The sequence below is a fragment of the Hymenobacter chitinivorans DSM 11115 genome (assembly GCF_002797555.1).
Lineage (GTDB): Bacteria > Bacteroidota > Bacteroidia > Cytophagales > Hymenobacteraceae > Hymenobacter > Hymenobacter chitinivorans.
This window is the reverse complement of record NZ_PGFA01000004.1, coordinates 195,486-221,586: the sequence shown is the minus strand read 5'-3', so window position 1 is coordinate 221,586 and position 26,101 is coordinate 195,486. Positions and strand designations below refer to the sequence as shown.

The following is a 26,101-nucleotide window of genomic DNA, read 5'->3' as shown; positions in this document are numbered from 1 at the left end:
GGTTGTATTGGCTATTGTGTTCGGCTTTTCTTTTCTGTTGCCGACCCTGGGCACGGGTGCGCTGTTTTGGTTTGGCCACGTCGACTCCCTGCTCCTGCGCGAACGGGCGCAGCGGCCCCTACCCCTGCTGCTGGCCACGTTTAGCTTTGGTATGGCCGCCATTGTGCTCTACCAGCCCGCCGTTTTTGACCCGCTCCTCAGCCACCTGATGGCGGGAATGGCGGCCGGTGTGTTCCTGACTTTTCTTATTTCGCTGCGCTGGAAAATCAGTGCCCACGCCGTGGGGGTGGGCGGCGGCCTGGGGCTGCTCCTGCGGTTTTACTTGCTGGCGCCGGCTACCGCCGCGTTGTGGGCGCTGCTGGTAATGGTGATACTGGCCGGCGCCGTACTTAGCGCCCGTCTGGCCCTGGACGCGCACACCCCAACCCAAGTCTGGGCCGGGCTTAGCCTGGGCCTGGGTATTGTGGCGGGTATGAGCTTGGGGGTGTGGCTGCCGGTTTAAAACCGCCCCGGGCCGCGCGGGCCTAACTCCGCGCGGCCATTTCCTGGGCCACGAGGGCCTGCACCTCGGGCCGGTCGTAGTCGGTCTCGGTCTGGATGTGGGACATGAGGCGGCTCATGATCTGCTCCTGTTCCCGGCCGCTTTGCCAGGCTTCGGCATAGGGCGTGTGCGAAAACGTGACCTGGGAGTAGAGTGGGGTCCACTGATCCGGGTACTGGGCCGAGATTTTGCTTTCAATCTTCTTCTGCAGCAAAAAGCGCGGGTCGCCGACCCGGTCGCGCATTTCCTCGAAGTTGTAGACGGCCAGCTCGGCCATGGCGTCGGCGTTGGGCTTGCGCTGCTGCTGAAACTGGCTGAAGATGGCCGGCCAGTCGTCGCCGAGCTGTTCCATGAGCTCGTTGAGCACGGTGCAGTCCTCGAAGCCCGCATTCATGCCCTGCCCGTAGAAGGGCACAATAGCGTGGGAGGCGTCGCCGAGCAGCAGCACATCATCGTCGAAGGCCCAGGGAAAGCACCGGATGGTGACCAAGGAGCCCGTGGGGTTGCGGAAGTACTCGTCGGTGAGTTCGGGCATCAGGGGCACCACGTCGGGAAAAATTTCCTCGAAGAAGGCCTGTACCTGGGCCGGCGTTTGCAGCGAAGCAAAGGAGTGCTTGCCTTCGTAGGGGAAAAACAGGGTGCAGTTGAACGAGCCGTCGAGGTTGGGCAGCGCTATCATCATGTACTGGCCCCGGGGCCAGATGTGCAGGGCATTTTTTTCCAGCAGCCACTCGCCGTCGGGGCCGGGCTCGATGTTGAGTTCCTTGTAGCCGTAGTCGAGGTAGCTCTGGGAGTAGTTGTAGCGCTCGGTTTTCTGCAGGGCGCTGCGCACGGCCGAAAAGGCCCCGTCGGTGCCGAACAGGCGGCGGAAAGCAAGTTCCTGCTCCTGCCCGGTCACAGTGTCGCGCAGCTCCAGGCGGCGGTGGCGGGGGTCGAGGCTGGTCAGCTGCTGGTTGAAGTGCAGCCGGATGCGGGGCTCGGCTTCGGCCAGCGTCAGCAGGGTGCGGTTGAGGCCCGCCCGCGACACGGAATAAATGGCCTGGTTGTCTTTGCCGTAGGGCTGAAAGCTCAGGTTACCGTGCACGTCGTGCATCACCCGGCGGTACATGGGAATGGCCACCTGCCGGATTTCGTCGCCGATGCCCACGGCCTCCAGGGCCCGCCAGCCCCGGTCCGACAGCGCCAGGTTGATGGAGCGGCCTTCCACGGCCCCACCCCGCCGCATATCGGCCCGCCGCTCGTAGACGTCGACCTGGTGGCCGCGCCGGGCCAAAAACAAGGAAAGCAACGAGCCGACCAAGCCCGCACCCATAATGGTAAGCGGCTCGGCAGTAGCGGAATCGGGAGCAGAAACAGGCTGGGAGGACATGGCAGGCAAGACGGGGACGGAGAGCGGAAAGAATACGGGCGCAAGTAAGCCTTTTCCCGTGGGTTGATTAAGCTGGAAATTATCCGCCTTCGACGGGTAAGAAACCGAGGTTGGACGGAAATACGAAAATTTCCCCCGGTTGGGTCAGTACCTTGCAGCGTTAAGTCGACAGCAACGAAGGGCACGGTACACGGGCTGACTTTCCTCCTTCCATTCAACTATCCACGGCAGCTGGGTTTCCGGCTAAGCTCTTCAGCGCGGGCTATTGGCAGATTTGTGTTCTGTTAGCCCGGCGCAGGCAGACTCGAGGCGGTGTAATTGAACATTTTCCTTATTGAAACATTCAGCTTTAGAGCTATAACACAGGCCCTATGCCGCAAATATTCAATTAACCTCCTCCGCAAACCCATTTACCAACGGCGCATTCCAATTTGGATGTTCGGCATGACTACTTTATTTTTGCCGAATTTCTTGCGCTTTTTTTTCCTAGTCTCCCACCTTTTGCACACTTTTCTATGAAGCAACCTTACCATTTCCTTCTGCTTTTATTTGCGCTGCTACTGGCGGCGCCGCGGGCCTGGGCCCAAGACGATGTAACCGTTAGCGGAGTAGTACAAACTGAGTCCGGCGAAGCCTTGCCGGGCGCTACGGTATTTGTCAAAGGCACCTTCATTGGTAGCAGCACCGACCGGGACGGCAAATTTCAGCTTCGGGCCGATTTTAGCACGCCGCCCGTGGTGCTGTCGGTATCGTTTGTGGGCTACGAGAGCCGCGAAGTAACCCTGCAGCAGCCCGACCGGGCCGTGAAAGTACAGCTCAAGGCCAGCTCGGTGCTGACCAGTGAGGTAATTGCCTCGGCCTCGCGCGTGGAAGAGCGGATTCTGCAGGCCCCCGTGACGGTAGAAAAGCTGAATGCCCAGCAAGTGGAGCGCATTACCACGGCTGATTTGCAAGGCGGCCTAAGCCAGTACAAGGGCATCGACGTGAACAGCAGCAGCCTGCTGATGAACTCAATTAGTACCCGCGGCTTCAACTCGGCCAAGTCGGAGCGCCTGATTCAGCTCACCGACTACTTCGACACCCAGAGTCCCAGCCTGAACCTGAACGCCGGCAACCTGACGGGCCTGCCCGAGCTGGACGTGGAAAGCGTGGAAATCATTCACGGTCCGGCCTCGGCCCTGTACGGCGCCAACGCCTTCAACGGCGTGCTGCTGCTTAACTCCAAGGACCCCTTCGTAAGCGAAGGCCTGAGCGTGCGGGTGCGCGGCGGTGAGCGGAGCTACTTCGACGGACAGCTGCGCTACGCCCAGAAGCTGGGTGAAAAGCTGGCCTTCAAAGTGGTGGGCTCTTATACGAAGGCTAACGATTGGCTGGCCAGCAATTACTCGGCCACCAGCCCCCTTATCGAGCGAGCCAACAACGCCGAAGGCTCGGCCCTCGGCTACAATGCCGTGAACCGCTACGGCGACGTGGGCAACACCTACACCAGCACCCAGCCCTTCCCCGGCGGCGTATCGGCCGAGCTGGTGGGCAAGACGGTCTTCATGCCGGGCTTCACCGAGTCGACGCTGATTGCCAACGACAACCAGGCCAAGGCCCTGAAGGTGCATCCCAGCCTTTCGTACCTGGTAACCGACAACGTGAAGATGACCGTGGGTTACGCTTACTCGCGCGGCACGGCCAGCTACCAGAGCGCCAGCCGCTACCGCCTGCGCGACTTTGGCATTAACCAGCTGCACGGCGAAATCAAGGGCAACAAGTGGTTTTTGCGCGGCCAGTCGGTGCAGGACTTCGGGGGCAACTCGTATGACCTGACTTTCCTGGGCTCGTTTATTCAGACCTCGCCGGTGGCTGAAGGCAGCACGGTGCGCTACGTCGACCAGTATTTTGGCACCTATAACGCTGCCTACAAAGGTGCCCGCGCCCAGGGCCAGACGATGGAGCAGGCCCAGGCATTTGCCCAGGCCCAGGCCAACGCCACCCAGCTCGACCCCAGCAGTGCCCGCTTCGGCGAGCTGCGCAGCCGCATCATCAACGACCCGCGGCCGGGCCTGGGTGCCAAGCTCAGCCCCAGCTCGTACCTGAACGAAGGCAACGCCCAGTACAACTTCACCCTGGCCGAAAACACCAGCCTGATTGTGGGCGCGGCTTACCGCAAATTCCGCCTGGGCTCGAACGGCAACTTTTTCTCCGACGACAACGAGCGGATTCAGAACCACGAGTTGGGCGGCTACGCCCAGCTGACCCACACCATGCTGGGCGACCGGCTGAAGCTAGCCCTGGCCGGCCGCGTGGATGACTTCAAGAACTTCAGCCCGGCCCTTTCGCCCCGGGCCTCGGCCGTGTACTCGGCCGGCGAGAACAAGCAGCACAACTTCCGCGCTTCGTTTGGCCGCGCCTTCCGCTCGCCCACCCAGCTCGACCAGTACGTGCGCATCGACATCGGCCAGGTGCTGTTGTTGGGCAACGTGGGCAACGGCTTCCAGGGCTACACGCTGGCTGCCGCCAACGCCCAGGTTATTGGCGCTGCGCAGTCGAACCCGGCCGTGCTGACCCAGTATGAGTACAGCGTGGCACCCCTGAAGCTGGAGCGCCTGAGCACCTACGAAGTAGGCTACAAAGGCACGTTCAACGACAAGATGGTAGTAGACGTGAACTACTTCCGCAGCTACTACAACGACTTTATCGGGGCCCAGCGCTTTGTGGGCAACCGGGACGGCAGCCGCCCCACCGCCCAGCAGCTGGGCGCCAACGCCGCCACGCTGCAAACCGCCGGCGGCAACACCCGGATTCTGCAGGTGTGGACCAACGCCCGCCAGGAAGTACAAACCCAGGGCGCGGCGCTGGGCCTGAGCTACAACGTAGCCCGGCCCCTGACCATCACGGCTAACTACTCGCTCAATCTGATTGACAAGGACAAGCTGCCCGAGGGCTTCCAGACCTATTTCAACACGCCCAAGCACAAGTACAACGTGGGCGCCAACGGCCTGGTGGCAAAGCACTTCAACTACTCGGTAAACTACCGTTGGGCCCAGGGCCACTTGTACGAAATGCCGTTTGCCGTGGGCACCCTGCAGGACTACAGCGCCGTGGACGCCTACGTGGGCTACGTTATTCCGAAGGCTTACACCACGATTCAGGTGGGCGGCTCCAATCTGTTCAACGCCACCAACACCCAGGTGTACGGCGGCCCGAACATCGGTCGTCTGCTCTTCGCCGGCCTGCTGATAGACATCAAATAGTCGACCAGCCAGAGTTAACAAAAAAGCTCTTCCCGTAATGGGAAGAGCTTTTTTTATGCCGTTATGATGCGGCGAAACGTAAGATTGAGCCGGGAGCCCACGGGCCGGGCAGTTTTGGGCACGGCGTGCAGCCAGTGCTGCTGGGTGGGCCCGCGCATGACGAGCAGGCTGCCGGAGGCCAGCTCCAGCGTAAGCGGCTCGTGCGGGGGGCGCTGCGGGTCGCGGGGGCGGAGGCGGAAGCGGCGGGTGGCGCCTAGGCTCACGGAGGCAATAACCGGCGCGGCGCCCAGCTCGGGCTCATTGTCGGCGTGCCAACCCATGCTGTCCTGTCCGTCGCGGTAGAGGTTGAGCAGTACGCTATTAAAGCTAGTGTGGCAGGCGGCTTCCACCTGCCCGCGCAGCCGTTGCAGCGCCGGCGTCCAGGGCAGGGGCTGCCAGGTCAGGCCCGAGTAGGAATACTGGGCGCCGGCGGCGCCGTACCAGGCCGTGAGGCGGGGCTGCAACACTTGCTTGCCAAAAAGCTTGATGGGTTCCTGCCGCCAGGCAATGCCGGTGGTTAGCTCCGTAAGCAGCTGCTCAGCCAGTGGGGCGGGCAGAAATTCGGTATCCAGCAGCACTTCGGCGGCGGGCAGCGGCAGCAAGGTCAGGGCCACGGGCAGCTAGCGTTTCAGGAGCTGCTCCACTTCGGCCTGCACTTTTTTGGGCTGCTGCTTCATCAGGTAGGGCAAGGCCTGCTGCAGCCCCCAGACCAGGGCAAAGCTGACCAGAATCGGGATGATGATGCCCCGGCTGCGGTACTGCTCAGTTTGCACGTAGCGGGGCCAAAACCAGAGCAGATACACCAGAATAGCCGGCACGTTGAACAGCAGCGTACCCACAAACGGGTGCAGCCCCTGCTGAAACACGGCCCATTGCAGCGCCTGCCCGGCCACAATCAGGTACAGCACAATAAAGAGCAGCAGGCCCAGCAAGGCCCGCTTGCGGCCCAGCCGAAACAGGTTCATGCCCAGCAGCACACCGCCCCCGAGCATCGACATGGGGAGCATCGAGAAAATGGCAATGGAGCTGGGCGAGTACAGCTCGGGTACCGCGGCCGAAATTGTGGCGGGGTCGGCGGCCCGGGCTTCCTGCTCGGCCAGTTCCCGGGCGGCCTGTTCCCGGGCTAGCTGGGCCTGCACGGCCGTTTCCAGGGCGGGGCGCACCAGCTCCTCGTCGGGGTGGGGCTGGCCCCGGCGCCGCAACTCGTCGAAGGCGGCCAGCACGGCATCGTCGCGGTACTGGTCCCGGCCCGTCACGTATTGGCGCAGCTCGGCGTCGGTTTTGCGGGCCATTTTATCCGCGTATTCTTCGGCCATGATTTTACAGGAACTAGAACGTAATCAGAAACTACTGTTGCTTCTACGTAAGATGGGCAACAAAAAACGAACAACTATTTGGCTTTCCCGGCGGCCCACTCGGCCAGCACCTGCCCGGCGCGCTGCACGTCCCCAAACGAGTTGTAGAGCGGCACCGGCGCCAGCCGGATTACGTTGGGCTCCCGCCAGTCGGCAATGATGCCGGCCGCGGCCAGAAAGTCGAACAGCTGCCGGCCATTTTGGTGCACCAGCATCGAGAGCTGGCAGCCGCGGGCGGCGGGGTCGGCGGGCGTAATGATTTCGAGCACCGTGGCGGGCAGTTCCAGGCGGCGCACCAGGTATTCGAGGTAGGCGGTGAGCTGCTCACTCTTGCGGCGCAGGGCGGGCATGCCCCCGGCCTCATCCACCAGGGCCAGGGCCGCGCGGTGAATGGCCATCGGGAAAATCTGGGCGTTGGACAGCTGCCAGCCCGCCGCGCCCGTCATGGGCCGGAAACCTTTTTTCATCTGAAACCGGTCGGCCGGGTCGTGGCCCCACCAGCCGGCCAGGCGCAGCAAGTCGGGCCGCTCGGCAAACCGCTCGTGCACAAACACGCCCGAGGTGCCGCCGGGGCCCGAGTTGAGGTACTTGTAGGAGCACCAGCAGGCAAAATCCACGTCCCAGTCGTGCAGGTGCAGCAGCAGATTGCCGGCGGCGTGGGCCAAATCGAAACCCACCATAGCGCCCACCGCGTGGCCGGCCCGGGTAATGGCGGCCATGTCGAAGGCCTGCCCGGTGTAGTAGTTGACCCCGCCCAGAATAACCGTGGCCAGCGAGTCGCCGAGTTCCTGAATGGTGGCCACAATGTCTTCGGTGCGCAGGGTATGCTCGCCGGCGCGGGGCCGCAGCTCCACAATGGCCTCATCGGGCGCCAGGCCGTGCAGCCGGGCCTGCGACTCCAGGGCGTACTGGTCGGACGGAAAAGCGCCACCTTCCATCAGCACCTTGTAGCGAGTGGCTGTGGGCTGGTAAAACGACACCAGCAGCAGGTGCAGGTTGGTCGTCAGGTTGTTCATCACCACCACTTCCACCGGCTTGGCTCCCACGAGGCGGGCGGTGCTGGCGGTGAGGGTTTCGTGGTAGTGCATCCAGGGCGAAGTGCCGTGGAAATGGCCTTCCACGCCAAGCTTTTCCCAGCTCTCAAACTCCTGCTCGACGGCGGCACGGGCCGCTTTGGGCTGCAAACCCAGGGAGTTGCCGCAGAGGTAGATGCTGGGCTGCCCGTTGGGAGCCAGCGGAATGTGAAACTGGTTACGAAAGTCACGCAGCGCATCCTGAGCGTCAAGCTCGGCGGCAAATTCGGCAGTGGGCTGAAAGGAAGTCATTGGGGGTAAAGATAGGCGGCTGGCCCGCTAGGCGGCAGTACTAGGCCAGAATTGCCAAAAGTTTATAGCCTTGTTAAATGGTATACATATTTTAACTTTTATTAAACATAAATACCAATATGGTATACAAGTATTAATAAAAATTATTCACGCATACCCAACAAGAAATCAAGCTTTGTAAACACATAGCCCATATACAGCAATTCGTATACCAGCACCAATTTGGAGCCTAAAGTGCGCAAGGTGCTGCTAAAGCCCTTTTACCGAGAGGTATTTGGGCAAGCTCTACCGGCCGGCCAGAAGCTTAGTGAAGCTCTGCTGGGGCAAACCCAGCCATTCCAGGGCATTGGCTCCCAGCATGCGGGCCTTCATTTCGTCGGGGTAGGGCATGGACTCAATGAGCTGCCCGGGTTCCAGCTCCCCCAACGGAAACGGGTAGTCGGTGCCGAGCACAATCTTGTCGGCGCCCATGGTCTTGACCAGGTAGTCCAGCATCAGCGGGTCGTGCACCAAGGAATCAACCCAGAACTTGCCCAGGTACTCGCGCGGGTTTACCGGGTTATCGACGGCGCAGAGGTCGGGGCGCACGTGGAAGCCGTGCTCGATGCGGCCGATGGTGGAGGCAAACGAGCCGCCGCCGTGGGCCACGGCCACGCGCAGCTTGGGCAGGCGCTCCAGCACGCCGCCGAAAATCAACGAGCACAGGGCCAGGGTGCTTTCGGCGGGCATCCCCACGAGCCAGGGCAGCCAGTACTTGGGCATTTTTTGCTGGGCCATCATATCCCAGGGGTGCACAAACACGCAGGCGCCCAGCTCCTCGGCGGCGGCAAAGACCTCGAAGAGCTCGGGCGCGTCCAGGTTCCAGTCGTTGACGTGGGAGCCAATCTGCACGCCGGCCAGCCCGAGCTCCTTCACACAGCGCTCCAGCTCCTTGATAGCCAAATCCGGGGCCTGCATCGGAATAGTGCCCAGGCCCACGAATCGGTCGGGGTAGCGGGCCACTACGCCGGCAATATGGTCGTTGAGCAGGCGGCTCAAATCCAGCGCGTCCAGCGGCTTGGCCCAGTAGCTAAACATGACGGGCACGGTGCTGAGCACTTGCACATCGACGCCAAACTGGTCGTACTCGCGCATCCGCACCTCGGGGTCCCAGCAGTTGTCCTGAATTTCGCGGAAGAACTTGTCGTCCTGCATCATCCGGGCGCAGCAAGGCTTGTGGTGTTCGAGCCGGATAAAGCCGCCGTAGCCGTACCGCTCGCGCAGGTCGGGCCAGGTTTCGGGCAGAATGTGGGTGTGAATGTCGATTTTGAGCACGCCAGCGGGGTGGGATGGGTGGGAAGGAAGGTGGGCGGTGCCTACGGGCAGAAGGACAGCAAGTTTACCAGCTGAGCTGCCCGAAACGACTCAGGTACATTTCCTTGGTTTCGTAGCAGCAGTCAATAATACCGCGGCTGAACTGGTAGTTCTGCGTCAGGCTCAGCAGCAGCAACGCCAGCGTGAGCGTGCCCAACAGCACCGGGGCAACGCCCAGGCGGGTGGTTTGGCCGATAAAGCGCTGCCAGAAAGCGGCCAGGCCAAAGCTCAGCACCGGGTAAATACTAATCATGGCCCGCCCGCCGTAGCTGCCGCCGTACTGCCAGTTCCACCAGCAAAACGTGACGTAGACGAACACCGGAAACAGAATCAGCAGCACGGGAAACACCGCCGGGGCCCAGCGCCGCACCCACAGCGTGCCAACGATGGCCAGCGCCATCAGGGGGGAATACAACAGCCAGCCTTTCTGGAAGCTAAAGAGGCCTTCCAGCACGTGGGGGTCGTTGAAGTGGAAGGTTTCGCCGGCGTAGAAGGGCACTACCCACATTCCGCCCACCAGCTTCCAGAACACGAATTGCATGCCCCCGACTCCCAGAATCAGGGCGCCGATGAGCAGGCAGTGCTGCCAGCGCCGCAGCCACAGCTGCAGCCGCTCCCCGACGGCCGCCCAGCTCGTGAGGCCATACAGCACCGGCACCGTGAGCAGCAATACTTCCGAGGGCCGTACCAGCACCATCAGGCCGCCCGTCAGGCCCAGGGCCACGGCGTCGGCCAGGCGGCCCCGCTCGTACCAGCGCCGCGTAAATATCAGCAGCAGGGTATTGAGCAAAAACAGCGTGCCGTGCGCCATGAGGGCCTCGTGGGTGGCGTAGCTGAACAAGTTGGAGCCCAGGGCCAGCACCAGCAGCGTAAGGGCCGCGACGTGGTCGGCAAAAAAGTGGCGCAGCTCCCTGCCCAGCAGCAGCAGGCCCAGCAGCACGTAGAGCATGCAGCCCAGCGAAATCATGTACTGGTACGCCCGTTCGTAGCCGGTAGTACCGGTCCGGCCCTGCACTTGGTAGGCGGTTTTGGCCAGAAAGAAGTAGGGCGAGTACGCTACCGACATGCCCATGGGAAACTTAAAGACCGTTTTGCCATTGGGCAGCTTCACAAAGTCCCACTGGGGGTCAATGTCGGGACGGGACGCTACCCGCGCCTGCGTCACCCAGGTCCCGTCGCCCAGGTCGTGCAGCAGAAAGGCCGAGGGCAGGTACATGTAATACCCGCCCCGGTCACTTACGAAGACGTCGTTCCGGTCCCAACGCGGCTCTTTGCAGATGGCAGCCAACATGAGCATTCCGATGCAGAGCAGCACGTAGCTGGTGTGCGATAAGCGGAACAGTTTACCCAGTCGTTGTCCTAAAGCACTCATTCAATTCAACTTTCGATGGTCTAACGGCCAGCACTGAGCTGTCCTTTGTACTTACAAAGGAATCGATAAAGCCCCGACTAGTTGACATTAATGAAAGAAAAACTCGGCGGCGGTACCGGCCCCGGGTTAGGCCACGGGCGCCGGGGCGGCCATGTAAGTGCCGCAGTTCTTACAAGTGCGCAGGTCGTCGTTCTGCCAGAAGGCATTCATAATGGGCGGCAGCTGCTGCACGATGTCGGTAATTTCGGCAAACTCCTCGTAGAGCTTGTGGCCGCAGTTTTCGCAGTACCACTGGAAGCCGTCGAGCTCTCCGGGCGTGCGGTAGCGCTCCAGCACCAGGCCCACGGTGCCGGCGGGCCGGCGGGGCGAGTGGGGCACGCCGCCGGGCAGCAAAAACATTTCCCCGGCCTTGATTTCGATGTCCACCGGCTTGCCGTCCTCAATGATCTTGACCACAATGTCGCCCTCGATTTGCAGGAACAGCTCTTCGCCTTCGTCGTAGTGGTAGTCTTTGCGGGCATTGGGGCCGCCCACCACCATCACGATAAAGTCCTTGTTGTCTTTGAAGACCTGCTGATTGCCGACCGGCGGCTTCAGCAGATGACGGTGCTCCTCAATCCAGCGCTGAAAGTTAAAAGGGCGAGTAACGGGCATGTGCGACGAAATAGTGAGATGGCGAAATGGTGAGTTTAGGAAGTAGTGAAATAACGAGCTGCAAGTTGGTTGGCGCCGCACGGCGGGCCCCGAACAAAAACCCATTATTTCACCATTGCACAAACGCACTTCGGTACTCAACTTACGCAAAACAACGGAACTGGGTATTTTCGGCCCGTAAACCCTACTTTCAGTCTGTGCAACTCGACCTTACCTCCCATCGCGCCCTTGTCGGCGGCAGTACCCAAGGCATCGGCCGCGCCGTCGCCGACGAACTCGCTCAGCTTGGCGCTACCGTTACGCTGCTGGCCCGCAACGAAGCCAGCCTGCGCCAAGCAGTGGCCGAGCTGCCCCGCCCCCAGGGCCAAGCCCACGACTACCTCGTCGCCGACTTTACTGACCCGGATCAGCTGGCCAGCCGTCTGCAGGAGTACCTGGCGGCTCATCCCGAGGGGTTTCATACGCTAGTCAACAACACCGGCGGGCCGGCGGGCGGCCCGATTCTGGCCGCGCCGGTGAATGCCTTCCGGGCGGCTTTTGAGCAGCACCTGGTGTGTAACCATCTGCTAGCCCAGGCCGTGGTGCCCGGGATGCAAGAGCGCGGCTACGGCCGCATCATCAACATCATCAGCACTTCGGTAAAGCAGCCGCTGGCGGGGTTGGGTGTCTCAAACACCATTCGGGCGGCGGTGGCCAACTGGGCCAAGACCCTGGCCAACGAGCTGGGCGGCAGCGGAATTACCGTCAACAACGTGCTGCCGGGGGCCACCGTTACCCAGCGCCACACGTCCCTAATTGAGAAGCGCGTGGAGCAAACCGGGCAGAGCGTGGACGAAATAGAGGCCACCATGCTGCGCAGTATTCCGGCCGGGCGCTTTGGGCAGGCCGCCGAAGTCGCGGCGGCCGTCGCCTTTTTGGCCTCCCCGGCGGCAGCTTACATCAACGGTATCAACGTGCCGGTAGACGGCGGGCGGACCGGCAACCTGTAAGGCCGCCCGCCGTCTACCGGCCCGTTACCGGACGGCTTACTCGGTAGCTACGGCAAGGTTGGCGCCCGGAGTTTTGGGCGAAAACACTTCTATCTGCACGTCATCCACAAAAGCTGCCGCCCCGTTCTCGTTCAGGACCAGCAGCTTGATTACATCATTGGGCTGCGCGTCGGTGGGCACGGGAGCGTCGAACCATACCTGGTTCCATTTGCGGTTGATGCTCAGATTGTTCTGCAGCCGCACCCCGTTCCACTGCACGTTTTGCCCGTTTCGCTCGATGGACATAACGAGCTTTGTATTCCAGGCGCCATAGTCGGAATAGACCTGGCAAGAGGCGCGCAGCCACTGGCCCGGCTGTACTTTGGCCTCGCCCACGGTCATCGTCAGGGCCGGGCTATACTGCCGGCTGGCTTCCGTGCGAAACGACTGTTTGCTGTAGTAGCCCAAATCGGCGGTAATGCCGGTTTCGGGCGTGGCCGGCGGCGTGTCGAAGTCGAGCTTGGCCACAAAGCGCCGGTCGTACTCGGCCTCGGCCCGGGGCAGGCGCGTGGGCACGTCGAGCTGGGCATAGTCGGCCTGACCGGGCTTGGTTTTGTTGAAGATTGACCAGTAATACTGCCGGTTCATTTCTTCGGGGTGAATAATGGAGTACATATACTGCCAGTGCTGAAACAGGTTCAGATCAACCAACAGCACCACTCCTACTACCACGGCCATGCGCAGCGCTACCCGGTGGCGGGGCTCACTGACCCAGGCCAGAAAGCAGGCCAGCGGCAAGCTGAGCACCGCGTACGACTGCACCAAGGCCCGCTGCCCGATGCTGCCGCCGTACCACCAGATGTCCCAGGCCGACACAATCCAGAGGTTTAGCAGAAAATAAGCCAGCACGGGCACGGCCAGGGCCCGGTGGCGGCGCCAGAGCACAACCATGCCCCCCAGTGCCAGGAACATGAGCGGCGTGTACAGCAGCCAGCCTTTTTTGTAGCTGAACAGTACCTGGTACGTGTGCGGATGCAGAAAATTGAACGACTGTTCCTGGTAGCTATAAAACAGGAAATGCCCGGTGGCCCACTTCCAGTACAGCAGTTGGGGCAGCACGCCCAGCCCGATGCCCAGCCCCAGCACGAGTACGTCGGGCCAACGCTTCAGCAACAGCTGCAGCTTCTGCCGGGCCGTAGCAAGGGAGCTGACGCCCCACAGCACGGGCACCAGAATGGCTACGGCCTCGGTGGGACGAATCAGAATCATCAGGCCCAGCGTGAGGCCGATGGCCGCCGCCCCGCCCCGCCCTGGCCGCTCGTGCCACCGAATGGTAAGCCAAAGCAGCAGGGCATAAAGCGTAAACAGGTAGTTGTGGGCCATAGCCCCATCAAAGACGGTGTACTGCAGGTAGTTGGTCCCCAGCACCAGCACTACCAGCACCAGGGCCGTAATGACGTCGGAGAAATACCGCAGCAGCACCCGGCGCAGCAGCCCCAGGCCCAGCAGCGCATACACCAGCCCGCCGAAGGCAATGGCAATCTGGTACGGAGCCGAAAACCCGTCCTGGGCGTAGCCCAGCAGCCCCGCGGCCCAGTGACCCAGCCAGAAAAACGGCATAAACAGGATGGCCAGCCCGCAGGTATACTTCATTACCAGAGCGCCTTCAGGCCCGCCGGGCACCTGAAAAGCCTGGTAAAATGAGCTGCTAGGGTTGTACTCCCGCATAATGTCGGCCACAAAAGCCTGGTGCGACAGGTCGTGGTAGATAAACTGCGCGGGCAGGTAGAGGTAATACCCCATGGCGTCCCAGGTCAGAATGGCCTGTACGTTATGCGTATCCCAATAAGGAGCCCACAAACGAGCCTGCACCATCAGGATGAAAAGCACCACCAGGGCCAGCCCGCTCCACACGGCTTTCCGGGATGCCTGGACGACGGGGGTTGAGTCGGGCATAATCAGGAATTATTGGGCTGCCGTCAGTTCCAGGTCGTCGAGGTACGTGGGGGCGGTAGACTTATCATTCCAGAGGTAAATCTTCACCACATTTTCGGCTGTGGCCGAGGCAGGCAGGGTGAAAGGCATCGAAACGGCTTCCCACTTGTTGAAGGACTTCACCGCGTCGGCCAGGGGCAAGGCGCCGTAGAACACCTTGGCCGTGTCGGCACTGCTTTTATTGACTTGCACGACTAGGCTGCCCAGGCTGCCGGTGCTGGCCCGCAAAGCCCAGCCTTTCAATTGATAGTTCCGCGTCAGCTTGGGGTCGAGCTGGCCGAGCTGGCGCACGAAGGTGTAGCTAAACGGGGTGCTCGGCTGCACCTGCACCGACCAGCCGCCGGAGTGGGCTTTTTCCGTGGTCAGAGAGCCTTCCTTGGCCTCATTCCACCCCACGCTGGCTTCAAAGTCGTTGGCCATCAGGGCATTCGACTTTTCGGCGGTGGGAGCAGCTTGTTGGCAGCCCAGCAACAACAGTAGCAAAGCGCAGCCAGAATACGTGTAAATCGTTGATTTCATACAGCTTTCAAATAATCACAATACAGTACGCCGGTGAATATACCCGGCCGCCCGGCGCCGAAGGGCCCCAGGATTTGCTCGTAATCTACGCCTGATTGGACCAGGTTACCTAAGCCCCGGTACTAATTGCGGGGACCTGCCAGCTTCCCGACAGGCCCCCGCAGGTGCTCTACTGTAACTAGTCTGCGTTGGTGATGCGCAGGTCGTCCAGGTACACCGGCTTGCCGGCGTTGTTGCCCCACAGGTACACGCCCAGCACTTGGTCGGAAGCCACATTATCGGGCAGGTCCAGGTTCATGTTCAGCTCGGTCCACTCCCCGGGCTTGGTGCCTTCGGCCAGGCTGATGCCTTTCCAGAAAACCTTCTCGTCGGTACCGGGCTTCGTAACCTGCACCACCAGTTGAGCGGGCGTGTTGGCCTCTTCGGTTCTAACCCAGCCTTCCAGGGCCAGCTTACGGGGCTTGGCCGCAATCATCTGCCCCAGCGGGGACTTAAACGTCAGACCGTACTCCTTACCGCCACCCACGGTAATGGAATAGCGGCCGCTGTGAGCAACCTTGTTGCTCAGCGTGCCGCTAGAGTTGTCGATCCAGCCCTGAAACTCGTCGAACGAAGTGTTAATCAGGGTCTTGCCATCATCTGCTTTCTTGTCGCTGCCGCAGTTTGTCAGCGTCAGACCAGTTAGCAGCAGGGCGAGTGAGGCGGTAAGAGTACGCATCGGGGAATATGAAAAAGGTTTGAGGTTAAGTATGTGATTATCAGAAGATGGATGCCGTGTCAGACATCAACCAAGTCCGATTTTCGTTTGTATTGGGCCTCCCGGTGGCTGCTGGTCGGCTCCTTTGGTGCGGAGCCCCGGCAGTGCCTGGCCAGGAAGGAATAACTACCCAAAGCACTAAGCTAGCAACCAGGGCAGGGCAAAAGTAAGCGGCCGGAAAACCAGCCAGTAGAAACACGAAATCGAGTAATTTTTTAGGGCGTGACACTCAACTCAAGGTCATCCATGTACACGGGGCCGCCCGCCTCGTGGCGCCACAGGTAAATGCGAATCTCACTGGCGGGGTCCACCACGGCAGGCATCGTTAGGACCTGGCTGAGCTTGGTCCACTTGCCGACCTCGGTAATATCAATTTTCTGATAGAATACCCCCGGCGCGTTGGGCACCGGGCTGTTGATCTGCACCACCACGGCGGCCTTTCCGGGCTTCTCCTGGTAGGCCCAGGCGGTCAGGCGAATCTTGTTGATGCGGGTCGGCGACAGGCGCCCGATCTGGTTGATATAGGTCAGGCCATATTCGATATTCTGGTCGACTTTCACCGAATACTGCCCGGCGTGCGGCTTTTCCTTGGTCAGCGACGGGTTGTTGGGCACCCAGCCGTCCAAATCTTCAAACCCGTTGCGTACCAGTACCTGCGATTGCTGCCCGGCCGTTTCATCCGATGATTTTTTGGAGCAGGCCGCCGTCAGGAAAAGTGGCACAAACAAGAAGTAAAAACAGCGCATAGTAAGCACAGATTGCGACGGGCGAATTTTCGGCAAAGATAGAGTAGCTGTTCGACATACGAAGGGTTATTATGCCGCTAAACCTGTAGTTTTGACGGCGCCAACCCGTGGCCGAGCTCTGGCCCTCTAGTTTGCTCGTATTCTGGTGCTTTTTGCGGGTGGCACGTTAGTTTTCTTTGCATGATTTTATCTCGTCGAAATTACCATTGGCTGGGTCTGGCCGGGGTGGGACTGGCTACGGCCGCCATTCTGACTTTTCTGTTCTCCTTTGCCCTGGCGCACCCCGATGATTACTTTTTCCAGGCCGGGGGCGACGGTATTCAGAGCTATTTTGCCACGGCTTATTATGCGCTGTACGACTCCGGGAGCCATTTTTCGGGGATGAACTACCCGTTTGGGGAAGATTTTAACTACCCTAACCTGCAGCCGTTGATTGCCTGGGTGATGAACCTGCTGCAGCGCCTGGGGGTGCCGGCCGGGCAGCACACCATTGCCATTACCAACCTGGTGGCACTGGCCAGCGTGCTGGTCACGCCCATGATTCTGTACGCCATTTTGCGGCGCACGCGCATGTCGGTGGGGTACGCGGCGGTGCTGGCCCTGATTATTGGCTTCCTCTCCCCCCAGATTCAACGTCTCGGCGACCATATGTCGCTCAGCTACACGTGCTTTGTGCCGCTGCTGTGGTATTTTATCATCCGCATGCAGGAGGCCCCCCGGCAGTGGCGCTGGTACGTGCTTTTTGGCGTGAGCAGCCTCCTGATGGGGGGCGTAATGCTGTACTTCCTGACCTGCGGCTGCTTCTTTCTGCTGGGTCACGTGGTCATTCTGAGCTTGCGGCGCCCCCGCCCACTGGCCCTGATCTGGCGCATGGCCCTCACGGCTATTCTGCCCCTGGTCGTATTCCGGGTGTGGATGCTGGCCATTGACCCCACTGCCGACCGGCCCCCAAACCCGTACGGCTTCCTGGTGTACATGGCCACGCCCCGCGGCGTGTTCACACCTAGTCTGGAGCCCCTGCACGGGTTGTGGCAATCCGTATTTCCGACTGAGGAAATCAGCTACGAGTCGATGTCGTACGTGGGGCTGGTGGCCACGGGTGTGCTGGTGGCCGCCGGCCTGCTGCTGCTGTGGCGGGCCTGGCAGCTGCGCCAGCGCCCGGCCCGCCTGTTGGCCCGCCAGCTCATGCCGCCCCACCTGTCGGCGGGCTTGGGCGCGGCGTCCCTGCTCCTGCTGTTTTCCTTTGCTATTCCCTTCACCTTTCCCGGTTTCGAGCACTGGATTGACTACCTCGGGCCGCTCAAGCAGTTCCGGGCGCTGGGCCGCTTTGCCTGGCCTTTTTACTACGTGATGAGCACTTATGCCGCGTACTATCTGTACCGGCTCTTGCGCTACCAGCGGCTGCGGCGCCTGCCCATACTGGCCGCGCCCTGGGTGCCGATGCTCCTACTGTTCTGGGCCGGCGAAGCGTGGATTAATATTTCGTCGAAAGCCCAAGCGGCTAAGCAGGGTTTCGGAGCTGCCGCCTTTCTGGCCCCCCAAAACAACCTGGTGCAGCAGCTAAGCTGGGCCAGCCGCTCGCCCAAAGACTTTCAGGCCATTATGCCCCTGCCCTATATGAACAAGGGCAGCGACAAAATCGACTTGAGCGGCTCGGCGGCCGCCACGTATGAGGCCCACCGCCTGGCCGTGGCCACGGGCCTCCCGGAGCTATCGACCTACGTTTCGCGGCCTTCGGTGGAACACATGCTGCGCCACGTGCAGTTGCTGAGCAGCCCGCTGGTGGAAAAGACCCTGCTGCAGAAATTTCCCTCGGACAAGCCCATTCTGCTGCTGGTAACCACCGACGCCCTGACCCCGGCCGAGCAGCGCCTGGTGAGCATTGCCACCCGGTTGGTGACGGTCGAAAACGTGACGCTCTACGAGCTGCCGGTGGCGGCGCTGGGAGCTACCAGCCTGGCCCAGGAGCGTGCCAAAGCGGCGGCCCTGCTGCCCACCTTGCCCCAGCGCCCCGGCGGGCTGTACACCTCCACCGACCGGGGTGTGGTCTACGAGTCGTTTGCGGATAAGCCCGACCGGCGCGGCCGGCTGGCCCCCGGCGCCCTGTACGAACCCAAAGAAGCCAACACGGTGCTCTACGACGGCCCCCTACCCACGCCCACCGATACGGCCCGCTACGAGGCCAGCGTATGGGTGAATGGTAAGCTCGACTACGGCTACGGCGTGCTGCGGGTCAAGCAGTTTAATGGCAACAGCGAGGTGAGTGACCACGCCGTGGATGGCCGCCTGACAACTGAAGTGGACGGCGACTGGGTGCGCCTGCAAGTGGTTTTCCGGCCGGCCCCGGGCGTCAACCGAATCCAGGTTATTTTTGGGGGCCGGGATATCCTGGCCGATGACCTGCTGATCCGGCCCCTGACCACGGATGTGTACTGGTACGACAGCCGCCGGCAGCCGGTGCTGAACACGTATCCGCTGGCGCGCTAGGTCGGCTCGTCGTGCAGGCCGATTAGCTACCTTTGTGGTCGGCTTACCAGTGGAGCTTTCGGTTGTGGCCGTCGGTTCTGAATCCGGCGGCCACCAGCTGGCTTCCCTGGCTGGCTTTTTCTGACTTCGTTTCATTTCGCCCTTCCCTGCCCTTGGACCTCTCCGTTATTATTCCCATTTACAACGAAGAAGCCAACATTCCGGCGCTCTACACGCGCCTGGGCGGCGTGCTCGACCCAATGGGCGTGCAGTACGAGTTTATTTTCATCAACGACGGCTCCCGGGATAAGTCGTTGGCGCTGGTGCAGAACCTGGCCGCCCGCGACCCGCGGGTGCGCTACATCGACTTCAGCCGCAACTTCGGCCACCAGATTGCCGTCACGGCGGGCCTGGACCTAGCGGCGGGCCACACGGCAGTCATTATTGATGCCGACCTGCAAGACCCACCCGAGCTGATTCCCGAGCTCTACGCCAAGCTGCGGGAAGGCTACGAGGTAGTATATGCCAAACGCCGCTCCCGGCAGGGCGAAAGTACGGCCAAGAAGCTGACCGCCAAGCTATTCTACCGGCTACTGGCCAGCATTACCAACATTTCCATTCCGGTAGATACGGGTGACTTCCGCATTATCTCGCGCAAGGTGATAGACGCCCTGAAGCAGATGCCGGAGCAGAACAAGTTTATCCGGGGCCAGATTTCCTGGATTGGCTACCGCCAAACCTATATCGAGTACGACCGGGCCGAACGGGCCGGGGGCGAAACGGGCTATACCTACCGCAAGATGATTCGGCTGGCCCTGGACGGCATCACCGGCTTCTCGGACGCGCCCCTGAAGGCAGCCACCATCAGCGGCTTTATCGTCTCGGGCATAGCCTTTCTGGTAATGCTCTACACGCTCTACTCCCGCTTTATCTCTCACGACTACCAGCCGGGTTGGGCGTCGCTGATGATCAGCATCCTGTTTTTGGGTGGGGTGCAGCTCATTGCCGTGGGCATTATCGGCGAGTACATTGCCCGCCTGAGCGCCAACGTGCGGCAGCGCCCCCTCTACATCATTTCCGACACCAATATCCCCGTGACGCACGCCACGGCTCAGTCCGCCGAATTGCCCGCGCGCTAAGCCTGAGCCGCTTTAGCGAACAGACCCAGCGGGAGCCAGCAGCACGTAGCCGTCCGGGAAGCTCTGCTCCCGAAAATCGGGGAATACCTGGCGTAGGTAACGGTGGGCCGGCCCGTTGCGCCAGGCTGGGCTCACCAGCACGCCGCTGGGCTGGTAACGCCGCCGGAACCGGGCCGCAGCCGTAGCCGAAGGCGCTACTACCACCGTATCAGATTCTGCTGGCAGTTCCTGCAGCACTACGAGCGTGTGCATCACGGTATCGGCCTCGAACTGGGCAAACTGCTCGGCGGCAACGCGGGAAATGTAGGCCGAGGGAATTTTCTTGCGGTAGTAGGGCTGGTAGAGGAAATTGCGCAACTCGGTTTTGCCCACCTGCCGGTAGCCGTCTACCAGGCCCACGGGCAGGGTAAACAGTGCTTCACCGGGCAGCTTAGCCACGGCCTGAAAGGCGGCCGGCAGCCGGCGCGACGAATCCAGGGGCGGCGGCACGGGCCAGAACTCAAACAACACCACGGCCAGCAGCGCCGCGCTCAGCAGGCCCCGAGCCACCGGCCGGGCGGCGTGGTCCCAGGCGGCTTCGAGGGCACTAAAGCCCACGATGGGCAGCAGCAGCGTGACCAGCAGCACCCAGCGGGTGGGGCAGCGAATGTTGTTGAAGAAGGGAATAAAGTGCAGCAGCCCGTTGGGCAGGTTAAAATTGACATGGCCCAATACCCGCAGCGCGGGCAACGTGAGCAGCACGAAAAACAGCAAGACCCAGGCCAGCGGCCGGCCCTGCAAATCGTGGTGGCGCCGGGAAGCCGCCCGCCCGGGCCAGAACGAAGCCAGCACCACCACCAGCGGCACGGCGTAGCCGAGGAACATGACGTTTTCGACCGAACCGGGCATGTTGAACACCTTGGGGTCGTTGTACAGCTGCCGGGCCCAGGCAAAGTTGAGCCAGCGGCTGTTGTCGGCGGGCAGGAAGTAGCCGACCAGGTCGCCGCCCCACCAGAAGCCGGAATTATCGGGCACGCCGGCCAGGCGAATCAGGCGGATGGCAATGTGGGTGACAATTAGCGCCACGGCCAGAATCAGCCAGGGCCGGGGCTTGCGCCAATTGATGTTGCCCAGCGCCAGCCAGAACCACAGGGCGTAGGCCAAGGAAAAATACAGCAGGGCAAACAGGACGTAATAGTCGCTGAACAAGGTAATTACCCCCAGTACAAAGCAGGCCGCCACGGCTTTCCAGCTGCGGACCTGGGGCCAGAACCGGCCGGGCTCAAACCAGAACGCGCGCAGAAACGCCAGGATATAAAACGGGACCGTAGCCGTGAGCACCAAATCGAAATGGTAGGGCAGGCGCACCATCTTGTAGGGCGAAAAGGCGAAGTAGAGCCCCGCCAGCCAGGCCAGCACCGGCTGCCGCACCCAACGCCGGGCCAGCAGCCAGGCCCCCAGCCCCGACAGCGCGTACTCGGCGGCCAGGGTCAGATTGAGGGCCAACATTTCGTTGCCGATGAACACGTTGACCATGCCCGCCACCGGAATATAGGTGTGCAGCCACAGCGAGGCGCCGTCGGGGTACAGCAGCCAGTTGGAGAAAAACGGGTTTTGTCCGCTGAGCACGGCCTCCCGGAAGTGCCACACGTTCCAGAGCTGCATGTAGCCGTCCTGGTCGGCGAAGGCCGGGAAGGCTGAGCTCAGCTGCGAAGCCAGGGGCCAGGTCCAAGCCCCGAAAACGAGCAGGTAGCTCAGCAGTACGCCCAGCACCAGGAGCCAAAAACGTGTGTTCATCGGGACGTGGTGGAGTCAGGAGTAGCGGAAACAGCCGGGCGCAGAGCCAGCACCCGGAAGCTGCCAACCTGCCGGACGGTGCGGGCCACGTAGGGCTGCAGGCGCGGGTCCTGGGTTAGCAGCGTGGTGTCGTTGGTGTACAGGTATTGGGCGCCGCGCTGAATGCAGTTGGCCAGATACGGTTGTCCGCCGGCTCCGGGCGCAAACAGCTGGGCGCTTTCGTTGTAGCCGAAGCCTTTTTTGTGCAGGAAGTAAAAGTACTTGCAGCCCGACTCGTCGGGGCCGACCACGCACAGGGCGGAGTCGGGCACGGCGTTGCTGAGCTCGGCCCGGGTAGCAGCTTCAAACAGCTCGGTGGGCACTTCGCGGGCCCCACCCATCCAGCGGGCCGGCGCGATACGCACGAAGGCCAGCACCGGCTGGGCCACCAGCAGCAAGGCCAACGCCCAGCGCCACTTCGGTTGTTGGGCCAGCCAGCCCGCTCCCACCACCACCACCAGCAACAGCACCGGCAGGTAGGGCAGCATGTAGTACTGGTGCACGCTCATCTGCCGCAGCTCGATGAGGTGGTAGGCCAGCAACGCCAGGGCCCAGGCCAGCAGCGGCCCAAACCAGTAGCGGCGCACGTAGCCGCCCCGGGCCACGGCCACCAAACCCAGCACCAGCAGGCCGAAGTTGCCGTAGTTGATGAGCAGCTCGGGAATATCAGAAATCAGGTTGTGGGTCAGGGTTTTAACAGCCGCGGCCAGGTCGGAGGCGGGGCGGAGCTCCAGGCCGAAGTCGGCCAGGCCGGAGGTTTCAATCAGCCGCACGGCGTAGGCGTACCAGGCCAGCGTGCAGCCCACCGTGACGACGGCAAACACGAGCAGCGGCAGCGCGTCGCGGCGCCAGCTGAGGCGGCGCTGCCACAGGTCGCGCAGGATGAGCACGGCAATGGGAAAGCCGATAACCAGGTACTGCAGCTTGGTCAGGCCGGCCAGGGTAGTCAGCAGCAAACTCAGCCAAAAATCCAGGGCGCGGCGCTCCTGGTACCAGCGCAGAAAGTAAAACAAGCCCGCCACGGACGCCGACAAAGCCAGCACGTCGGGCAGGGCGTTGATGCTGTGGTAGAACAGCTCCGGACTCCAGCTCAAACCCCAGGCGCCCACCGCGGCCAGCCAGCGGGAACCCGACAGGCGCTGCACCAGGGCAAAAAAGGCCAGCACGCCGCCGGCAAAAATCAGCCAGGTCACGACCCGCGGAATGGCCTCGTGGAAGCCCAGCACCTTGTAGCCCACGGCCACCACCCACTCGTAGCTCGGAAACTGCATACCCGTCACGCCGTCCGACTCGTTGCGCCTATCCACGCGGGGGCGCAGCAGGTTCATGTCCTCCTCGTAGAGGTTGCGGGCCACGGCCATCGTGTTGCTTTGGCGCCACACGTGCACACTGTTGGGCGGTTGCGCGAAAAACGGCAGATGCAGCAGCAGGTTCAGGCCCAGCACCAGCGGCCAAAACCAGCGGGGCACCGTGTGGCCATCCAGGAAAGAAAGTTTCATAAGCGGGAAAGGCCGGCGCGGCCCGAACCACAAAAGTAGTGGTTTAGTATGGCTAGATTTGCTGACGTCTCACCCCCGTGCCACCCGCCATGCTCCAGCTCCAGAATTTCATCAACGGCCAGTTTGTGCCGCCCGCCAACGGCCGCTACCTCGACAACGTGGAACCCGCCACCGGCCAGGTCTACAGCCAGATTCCGGACTCCGACACTACCGACGTACAGCAGGCCGTGGCCGCCGCTCAGGCCGCGTTTCCGGCGTGGCGGGCGTTGCCGGCCGAAAAGCGGGGCCGGCTGCTGGTGCGCATTGCCGAGCTGATTGAGCGGGACCTGGAGCGGCTGGCCCAGGCCGAAAGTCAGGACAACGGCAAGCCCGTGGCTTTGGCCCGCACCGTCGACATCCCGCGGGCGGCCAGCAACTTCGCCTTTTTCGGCACCGGCATCGGCCACTTTTCCTCCGAAAGCCACTTTCAGGAAGGCCAGTCGCTCAATTACACCGTGCGTCACCCGCTGGGCGTGGTGGCCTGCATTTCGCCCTGGAACTTGCCGCTATACCTGTTTACCTGGAAAATTGCCCCGGCCCTGGCCGCCGGCAACTGCGTGGTGGCCAAGCCCTCGGAAATCACGCCGGCCACGGCGTACTGGCTGGGGGAGCTGTGCCAGGAAGCGGGTTTGCCGGCCGGGGTGCTCAACATCGTGCACGGCACCGGGCCGGGCGCGGGGCAGGCCATGGTGGAGCACCCGGCCATTAAGGCTATCAGCTTTACGGGCGGCACTAAAACCGGCGAGCATATTGCCCGTACGGCCGCGCCCATGTTCAAAAAGCTGTCCTTGGAGCTGGGCGGCAAGAACCCCAACCTGATTTTTGCCGACTGCGACCTGGCCGCGGCCGTGAGTACCAGCATTCAGTCGAGCTTTGCCAATCAGGGCCAGATCTGCCTCTGCGGCTCCCGCATCTTCATCGAGCGGCCCATTTACGAGCAGTTCAAGGAGCTGTTCCTGGCCCGCGTGGCCGGCCTCGCCGTCGGCGACCCGCAGCTGGCCACTTCCCGGCAGGGCGCCCTGGTCAGCGAGGCGCACCTAAACAAAGTTCTGTCCTACATTGAGTTGGCCCGGCAGGAAGGCGGTACGCTGCTGGCCGGCGGGCAGCGCGTGCAGGTGCCCGGCCGCTGCGCCGACGGCTTCTTTCTGCAGCCCACGGTATTCGAGGGCCTCGCGCCCGACTGTCGCACCAACCGGGAGGAAATCTTCGGTCCCGTCGTCACGCTCACGCCTTTCGACACCGAGGACGAAGCTCTTAATTGGGCCAACGGCACCGACTACGGCCTCTCGGCCACCATCTGGACCACCGATTTGGACCGGGCCCACCGCGTGGCCCACCAGCTGCACGCCGGCGTCGTCTGGATTAACACCTGGCTGCTGCGTGACCTGCGCACCCCGTTTGGGGGCATGAAAAACTCGGGCGTGGGCCGGGAAGGCGGGCTGGAAGCGTTGCGCTTTTTCACCGAGCCCCAGAACGTCTGCGTCAGGCTCTAATGCGCCTCACTCCTCTCCTACTGCTGGCTCGATGGCAACCGCAGTCGAATACGGCGTCAGAAAGGGCGCTTTTCGGCTGACAATCAGCACTACGAACAGCGAGGTGAACAGGCTCACGGAGGCCAGGTAGGTGTAGGGAATAATCAGGAAGGCGTAGAACGTGGCCAGGTAGGCCTTCAGGCTGAGCAGGGCCGCCAGGCGCGGGTCGAAGCGGTGCCGAACGCGCCAGAACAGCAGGCCGGCCAGCACTACCACGGCGGTGCAGAGCCCGAATTGGGCGAATTGCAGGCGGGTAATCCGTTCGGTGAGCGTGCCAGGCAGGTCGTAAAACCAGGGCGCCATCCCGACGCCGTTGAACAGGTGCATGGGCACGGCCACCGGCGCCAGCGGATCGATGTGCTGCCATTCGCCCTCGGCAATACCCAGGTTTTCGAGCTGGGCCCGCAAAAAGATGGTGGGGTCGTGGAGCAGGAAGGGCCCCAGCACGAGCAACCCGCCGGCCAGGGCCAGACCCGCCGTGCGCCAGCCCCGCCGCGGGTTTTCCCGGAGCAGCAGCAAGCCGTAGAGCGGCACCCAGAGCACCAGAGAAAAGCGCGACAACAGGCACAGCACTAGTCCCAGCGCCTTCAGCCAGGGGTTAGAGCTAAGGGTGCTGATGGCCAGTATGCAATAGTAGCCCACAATCAGGCTTTCCACGGTCAGGCCAAACATGGATTTGTCGGTGAGCACCGCGAAGTGCAGCACCAGCACGGGCAGCACGGCCTTGAGCAGCCACTCGCCCCGCGGCAACGCCAGCCGCACCAATTGCCACTGATACGCTACCAGCAAGGCCAGTAGCAGGGCCCCAAACGCCCAGGCCCGGTAGTCGAGCCCCAGCACCTCGGCCGGCACAAAGGGCAGCCATTGCAGGGGCGGATAGTTGGGCAGAAAAGTATAGCCCAGCAGCGTAATAGGCCGGTAAACTGGCTCGGGTCCCAGAAACCGGGTGACATAGACCTGCAGAGCCGGCAGGATATCGGAGCGGCTGCCGATGGTGCTAACCACGTGCTGGGCCATGAGCTTGCGCAACACCGGCATCGTTATCAGCCAGCTGACCAGCGTCAGGGCGGCGGCAACTGCCAGGCGCGGCCAGGCAACGGCGGCCGTAGTGGCCGGCCACGCAAACCGGTAACCCAGCACGGCCCGGGCCGTGAGCAGGCACAAGCCCAGGCTCAGAGCGTACAGGGTCACCGGGCTCCAGTACGGCCCCAGACTGTTGCGCAAATACGTGAAGAACAGCACTTCCAGCACAAATAGCAGGCCGATACCGGCTATTAGCACGGAGCTGGTGGCCCCGCGGGCCGCACCAGGAATACTCATGCAGAAAAAGGCAATAGGCCCGGCCCCGTACCCACAGCACAGCGCCAGGCCCTACG

General features: G+C 62.1%; 20 protein-coding genes. 6 read left to right on the top strand and 14 right to left on the bottom strand.

Going from position 1 to position 26,101, the window contains the following annotated elements; translation table 11 throughout:
* Positions 1-16: 16 nt before the first annotated feature.
* Positions 17-502: a hypothetical protein gene (locus CLV45_RS20905; RefSeq protein ID WP_170061909.1), complete on the top strand. Its 486-nt coding sequence runs from the start codon at positions 17-19 to the stop codon at positions 500-502.
* A gap of 22 nt (positions 503-524) precedes the next feature.
* Here the strand turns inward: CLV45_RS20905 and CLV45_RS20900 are convergent, their stop codons facing one another.
* Positions 525-1,910: an FAD-dependent oxidoreductase gene (locus tag CLV45_RS20900; RefSeq protein ID WP_100338430.1), complete on the bottom strand. Its 1,386-nt coding sequence runs from the start codon at positions 1,908-1,910 to the stop codon at positions 525-527.
* Positions 1,911-2,425: 515 nt separating this feature from the next.
* Between CLV45_RS20900 and CLV45_RS20895 the strand changes: the two genes are divergently transcribed.
* Positions 2,426-5,152: a TonB-dependent receptor gene (locus tag CLV45_RS20895; protein ID WP_100338429.1), complete on the top strand. Its 2,727-nt coding sequence runs from the start codon at positions 2,426-2,428 to the stop codon at positions 5,150-5,152.
* A 53-nt stretch (positions 5,153-5,205) separates the two neighbouring features.
* On the opposite strand, the gene CLV45_RS20890 is transcribed toward CLV45_RS20895, so the two are convergent.
* From CLV45_RS20890 to CLV45_RS20865, 6 genes are all read right to left on the bottom strand, one after another.
* Positions 5,206-5,805: an alpha-ketoglutarate-dependent dioxygenase AlkB family protein gene (locus CLV45_RS20890; RefSeq protein ID WP_100338428.1), complete on the bottom strand. Its 600-nt coding sequence runs from the start codon at positions 5,803-5,805 to the stop codon at positions 5,206-5,208.
* A 6-nt stretch (positions 5,806-5,811) separates the two neighbouring features.
* A complete protein-coding gene (locus CLV45_RS20885) occupies positions 5,812-6,507 on the bottom strand; it encodes a hypothetical protein (RefSeq protein WP_100338427.1) in 696 nt (231 codons plus the stop codon).
* A 74-nt stretch (positions 6,508-6,581) separates the two neighbouring features.
* Positions 6,582-7,871, bottom strand: coding sequence for a kynureninase (kynU, locus tag CLV45_RS20880; RefSeq protein ID WP_100338426.1), 1,290 nt, complete (start codon positions 7,869-7,871; stop codon positions 6,582-6,584).
* Between the two features lie 285 nt (positions 7,872-8,156).
* Complete coding sequence (locus CLV45_RS20875) at positions 8,157-9,185, bottom strand: amidohydrolase family protein (protein WP_100338425.1); 1,029 nt, start codon at positions 9,183-9,185, stop codon at positions 8,157-8,159.
* 64 nt (positions 9,186-9,249) lie between these two features.
* The gene (locus tag CLV45_RS20870; RefSeq protein ID WP_157807693.1) at positions 9,250-10,596 is read right to left on the bottom strand and encodes a hypothetical protein; all 1,347 of its coding nucleotides are present in this window, start codon (positions 10,594-10,596) and stop codon (positions 9,250-9,252) included.
* 126 nt (positions 10,597-10,722) lie between these two features.
* Positions 10,723-11,250 carry a 3-hydroxyanthranilate 3,4-dioxygenase gene (locus CLV45_RS20865; RefSeq protein ID WP_100338423.1) on the bottom strand — a complete coding sequence of 176 codons (528 nt, stop codon included), beginning with the start codon at positions 11,248-11,250 and terminating at the stop codon, positions 10,723-10,725.
* A 197-nt stretch (positions 11,251-11,447) separates the two neighbouring features.
* On the opposite strand from CLV45_RS20865, the gene CLV45_RS20860 reads away from it, so the two are divergent.
* Positions 11,448-12,239 (top strand): SDR family oxidoreductase, encoded by a 792-nt coding sequence (locus CLV45_RS20860; RefSeq protein WP_100338422.1) that lies wholly within the window; start codon positions 11,448-11,450, stop codon positions 12,237-12,239.
* A 36-nt stretch (positions 12,240-12,275) separates the two neighbouring features.
* On the opposite strand, the gene CLV45_RS20855 is transcribed toward CLV45_RS20860, so the two are convergent.
* From CLV45_RS20855 to CLV45_RS20840, 4 genes are all read right to left on the bottom strand, one after another.
* Positions 12,276-14,174: a hypothetical protein gene (locus tag CLV45_RS20855; protein ID WP_100338421.1), complete on the bottom strand. Its 1,899-nt coding sequence runs from the start codon at positions 14,172-14,174 to the stop codon at positions 12,276-12,278.
* 9 nt (positions 14,175-14,183) lie between these two features.
* A complete protein-coding gene (locus CLV45_RS20850) occupies positions 14,184-14,732 on the bottom strand; it encodes a carbohydrate binding domain-containing protein (RefSeq protein ID WP_157807692.1) in 549 nt (182 codons plus the stop codon).
* 178 nt (positions 14,733-14,910) lie between these two features.
* Positions 14,911-15,450: a hypothetical protein gene (locus CLV45_RS20845; protein ID WP_100338419.1), complete on the bottom strand. Its 540-nt coding sequence runs from the start codon at positions 15,448-15,450 to the stop codon at positions 14,911-14,913.
* Between the two features lie 254 nt (positions 15,451-15,704).
* Complete coding sequence (locus CLV45_RS20840) at positions 15,705-16,235, bottom strand: carbohydrate binding domain-containing protein (RefSeq protein ID WP_100338418.1); 531 nt, start codon at positions 16,233-16,235, stop codon at positions 15,705-15,707.
* Positions 16,236-16,415: 180 nt separating this feature from the next.
* Between CLV45_RS20840 and CLV45_RS25065 the strand changes: the two genes are divergently transcribed.
* A complete protein-coding gene (locus CLV45_RS25065; protein WP_157807691.1) occupies positions 16,416-18,722 on the top strand; it encodes a glycosyltransferase family protein in 2,307 nt (768 codons plus the stop codon).
* A gap of 152 nt (positions 18,723-18,874) precedes the next feature.
* Positions 18,875-19,840, top strand: coding sequence for a glycosyltransferase family 2 protein (locus CLV45_RS20830; RefSeq protein WP_211289984.1), 966 nt, complete (start codon positions 18,875-18,877; stop codon positions 19,838-19,840).
* A 12-nt stretch (positions 19,841-19,852) separates the two neighbouring features.
* On the opposite strand, the gene CLV45_RS20825 is transcribed toward CLV45_RS20830, so the two are convergent.
* Both CLV45_RS20825 and CLV45_RS20820 read right to left on the bottom strand, forming a co-directional pair.
* Positions 19,853-21,616: a glycosyltransferase family protein gene (locus tag CLV45_RS20825; protein WP_100338417.1), complete on the bottom strand. Its 1,764-nt coding sequence runs from the start codon at positions 21,614-21,616 to the stop codon at positions 19,853-19,855.
* Complete coding sequence (locus CLV45_RS20820; protein ID WP_100338416.1) at positions 21,613-23,154, bottom strand: ArnT family glycosyltransferase; 1,542 nt, start codon at positions 23,152-23,154, stop codon at positions 21,613-21,615. The genes CLV45_RS20825 and CLV45_RS20820 overlap by 4 nt, the downstream gene beginning before the upstream one ends.
* 89 nt (positions 23,155-23,243) lie before the next feature.
* Between CLV45_RS20820 and CLV45_RS20815 the strand changes: the two genes are divergently transcribed.
* Complete coding sequence (locus CLV45_RS20815) at positions 23,244-24,686, top strand: aldehyde dehydrogenase (RefSeq protein WP_100338415.1); 1,443 nt, start codon at positions 23,244-23,246, stop codon at positions 24,684-24,686.
* A 6-nt stretch (positions 24,687-24,692) separates the two neighbouring features.
* Here the strand turns inward: CLV45_RS20815 and CLV45_RS20810 are convergent, their stop codons facing one another.
* Positions 24,693-26,045 carry a hypothetical protein gene (locus CLV45_RS20810; protein WP_100338414.1) on the bottom strand — a complete coding sequence of 451 codons (1,353 nt, stop codon included), beginning with the start codon at positions 26,043-26,045 and terminating at the stop codon, positions 24,693-24,695.
* Positions 26,046-26,101 lie beyond the last annotated feature (56 nt).

Excerpts from the sequence above, each read along its gene's own strand:
- CLV45_RS20845 (WP_100338419.1), bottom strand. The coding sequence starts at position 15,450 with ATGCGTACTCTTACCGCCTCACTCGCCCTGCTGCTAACTGGTCTGACG.
- CLV45_RS20885 (WP_100338427.1), bottom strand. The coding sequence starts at position 6,507 with ATGGCCGAAGAATACGCGGATAAAATGGCCCGCAAAACCGACGCCGAG.
- CLV45_RS20840 (WP_100338418.1), bottom strand. The coding sequence starts at position 16,235 with ATGCGCTGTTTTTACTTCTTGTTTGTGCCACTTTTCCTGACGGCGGCC.
- CLV45_RS20820 (WP_100338416.1), bottom strand. The coding sequence starts at position 23,154 with ATGAAACTTTCTTTCCTGGATGGCCACACGGTGCCCCGCTGGTTTTGG.
- CLV45_RS20900 (WP_100338430.1), bottom strand. The coding sequence starts at position 1,910 with ATGTCCTCCCAGCCTGTTTCTGCTCCCGATTCCGCTACTGCCGAGCCG.
- CLV45_RS20810 (WP_100338414.1), bottom strand. The coding sequence starts at position 26,045 with ATGAGTATTCCTGGTGCGGCCCGCGGGGCCACCAGCTCCGTGCTAATA.
- CLV45_RS20865 (WP_100338423.1), bottom strand. The coding sequence starts at position 11,250 with ATGCCCGTTACTCGCCCTTTTAACTTTCAGCGCTGGATTGAGGAGCAC.
- CLV45_RS20815 (WP_100338415.1), top strand. The coding sequence starts at position 23,244 with ATGCTCCAGCTCCAGAATTTCATCAACGGCCAGTTTGTGCCGCCCGCC.
- CLV45_RS25065 (WP_157807691.1), top strand. The coding sequence starts at position 16,416 with ATGATTTTATCTCGTCGAAATTACCATTGGCTGGGTCTGGCCGGGGTG.
- CLV45_RS20870 (WP_157807693.1), bottom strand. The coding sequence starts at position 10,596 with ATGAGTGCTTTAGGACAACGACTGGGTAAACTGTTCCGCTTATCGCAC.
- kynU (WP_100338426.1), bottom strand. The coding sequence starts at position 7,871 with ATGACTTCCTTTCAGCCCACTGCCGAATTTGCCGCCGAGCTTGACGCT.
- CLV45_RS20895 (WP_100338429.1), top strand. The coding sequence starts at position 2,426 with ATGAAGCAACCTTACCATTTCCTTCTGCTTTTATTTGCGCTGCTACTG.
- CLV45_RS20825 (WP_100338417.1), bottom strand. The coding sequence starts at position 21,616 with ATGAACACACGTTTTTGGCTCCTGGTGCTGGGCGTACTGCTGAGCTAC.
- CLV45_RS20855 (WP_100338421.1), bottom strand. The coding sequence starts at position 14,174 with ATGCCCGACTCAACCCCCGTCGTCCAGGCATCCCGGAAAGCCGTGTGG.
- CLV45_RS20850 (WP_157807692.1), bottom strand. The coding sequence starts at position 14,732 with ATGAAATCAACGATTTACACGTATTCTGGCTGCGCTTTGCTACTGTTG.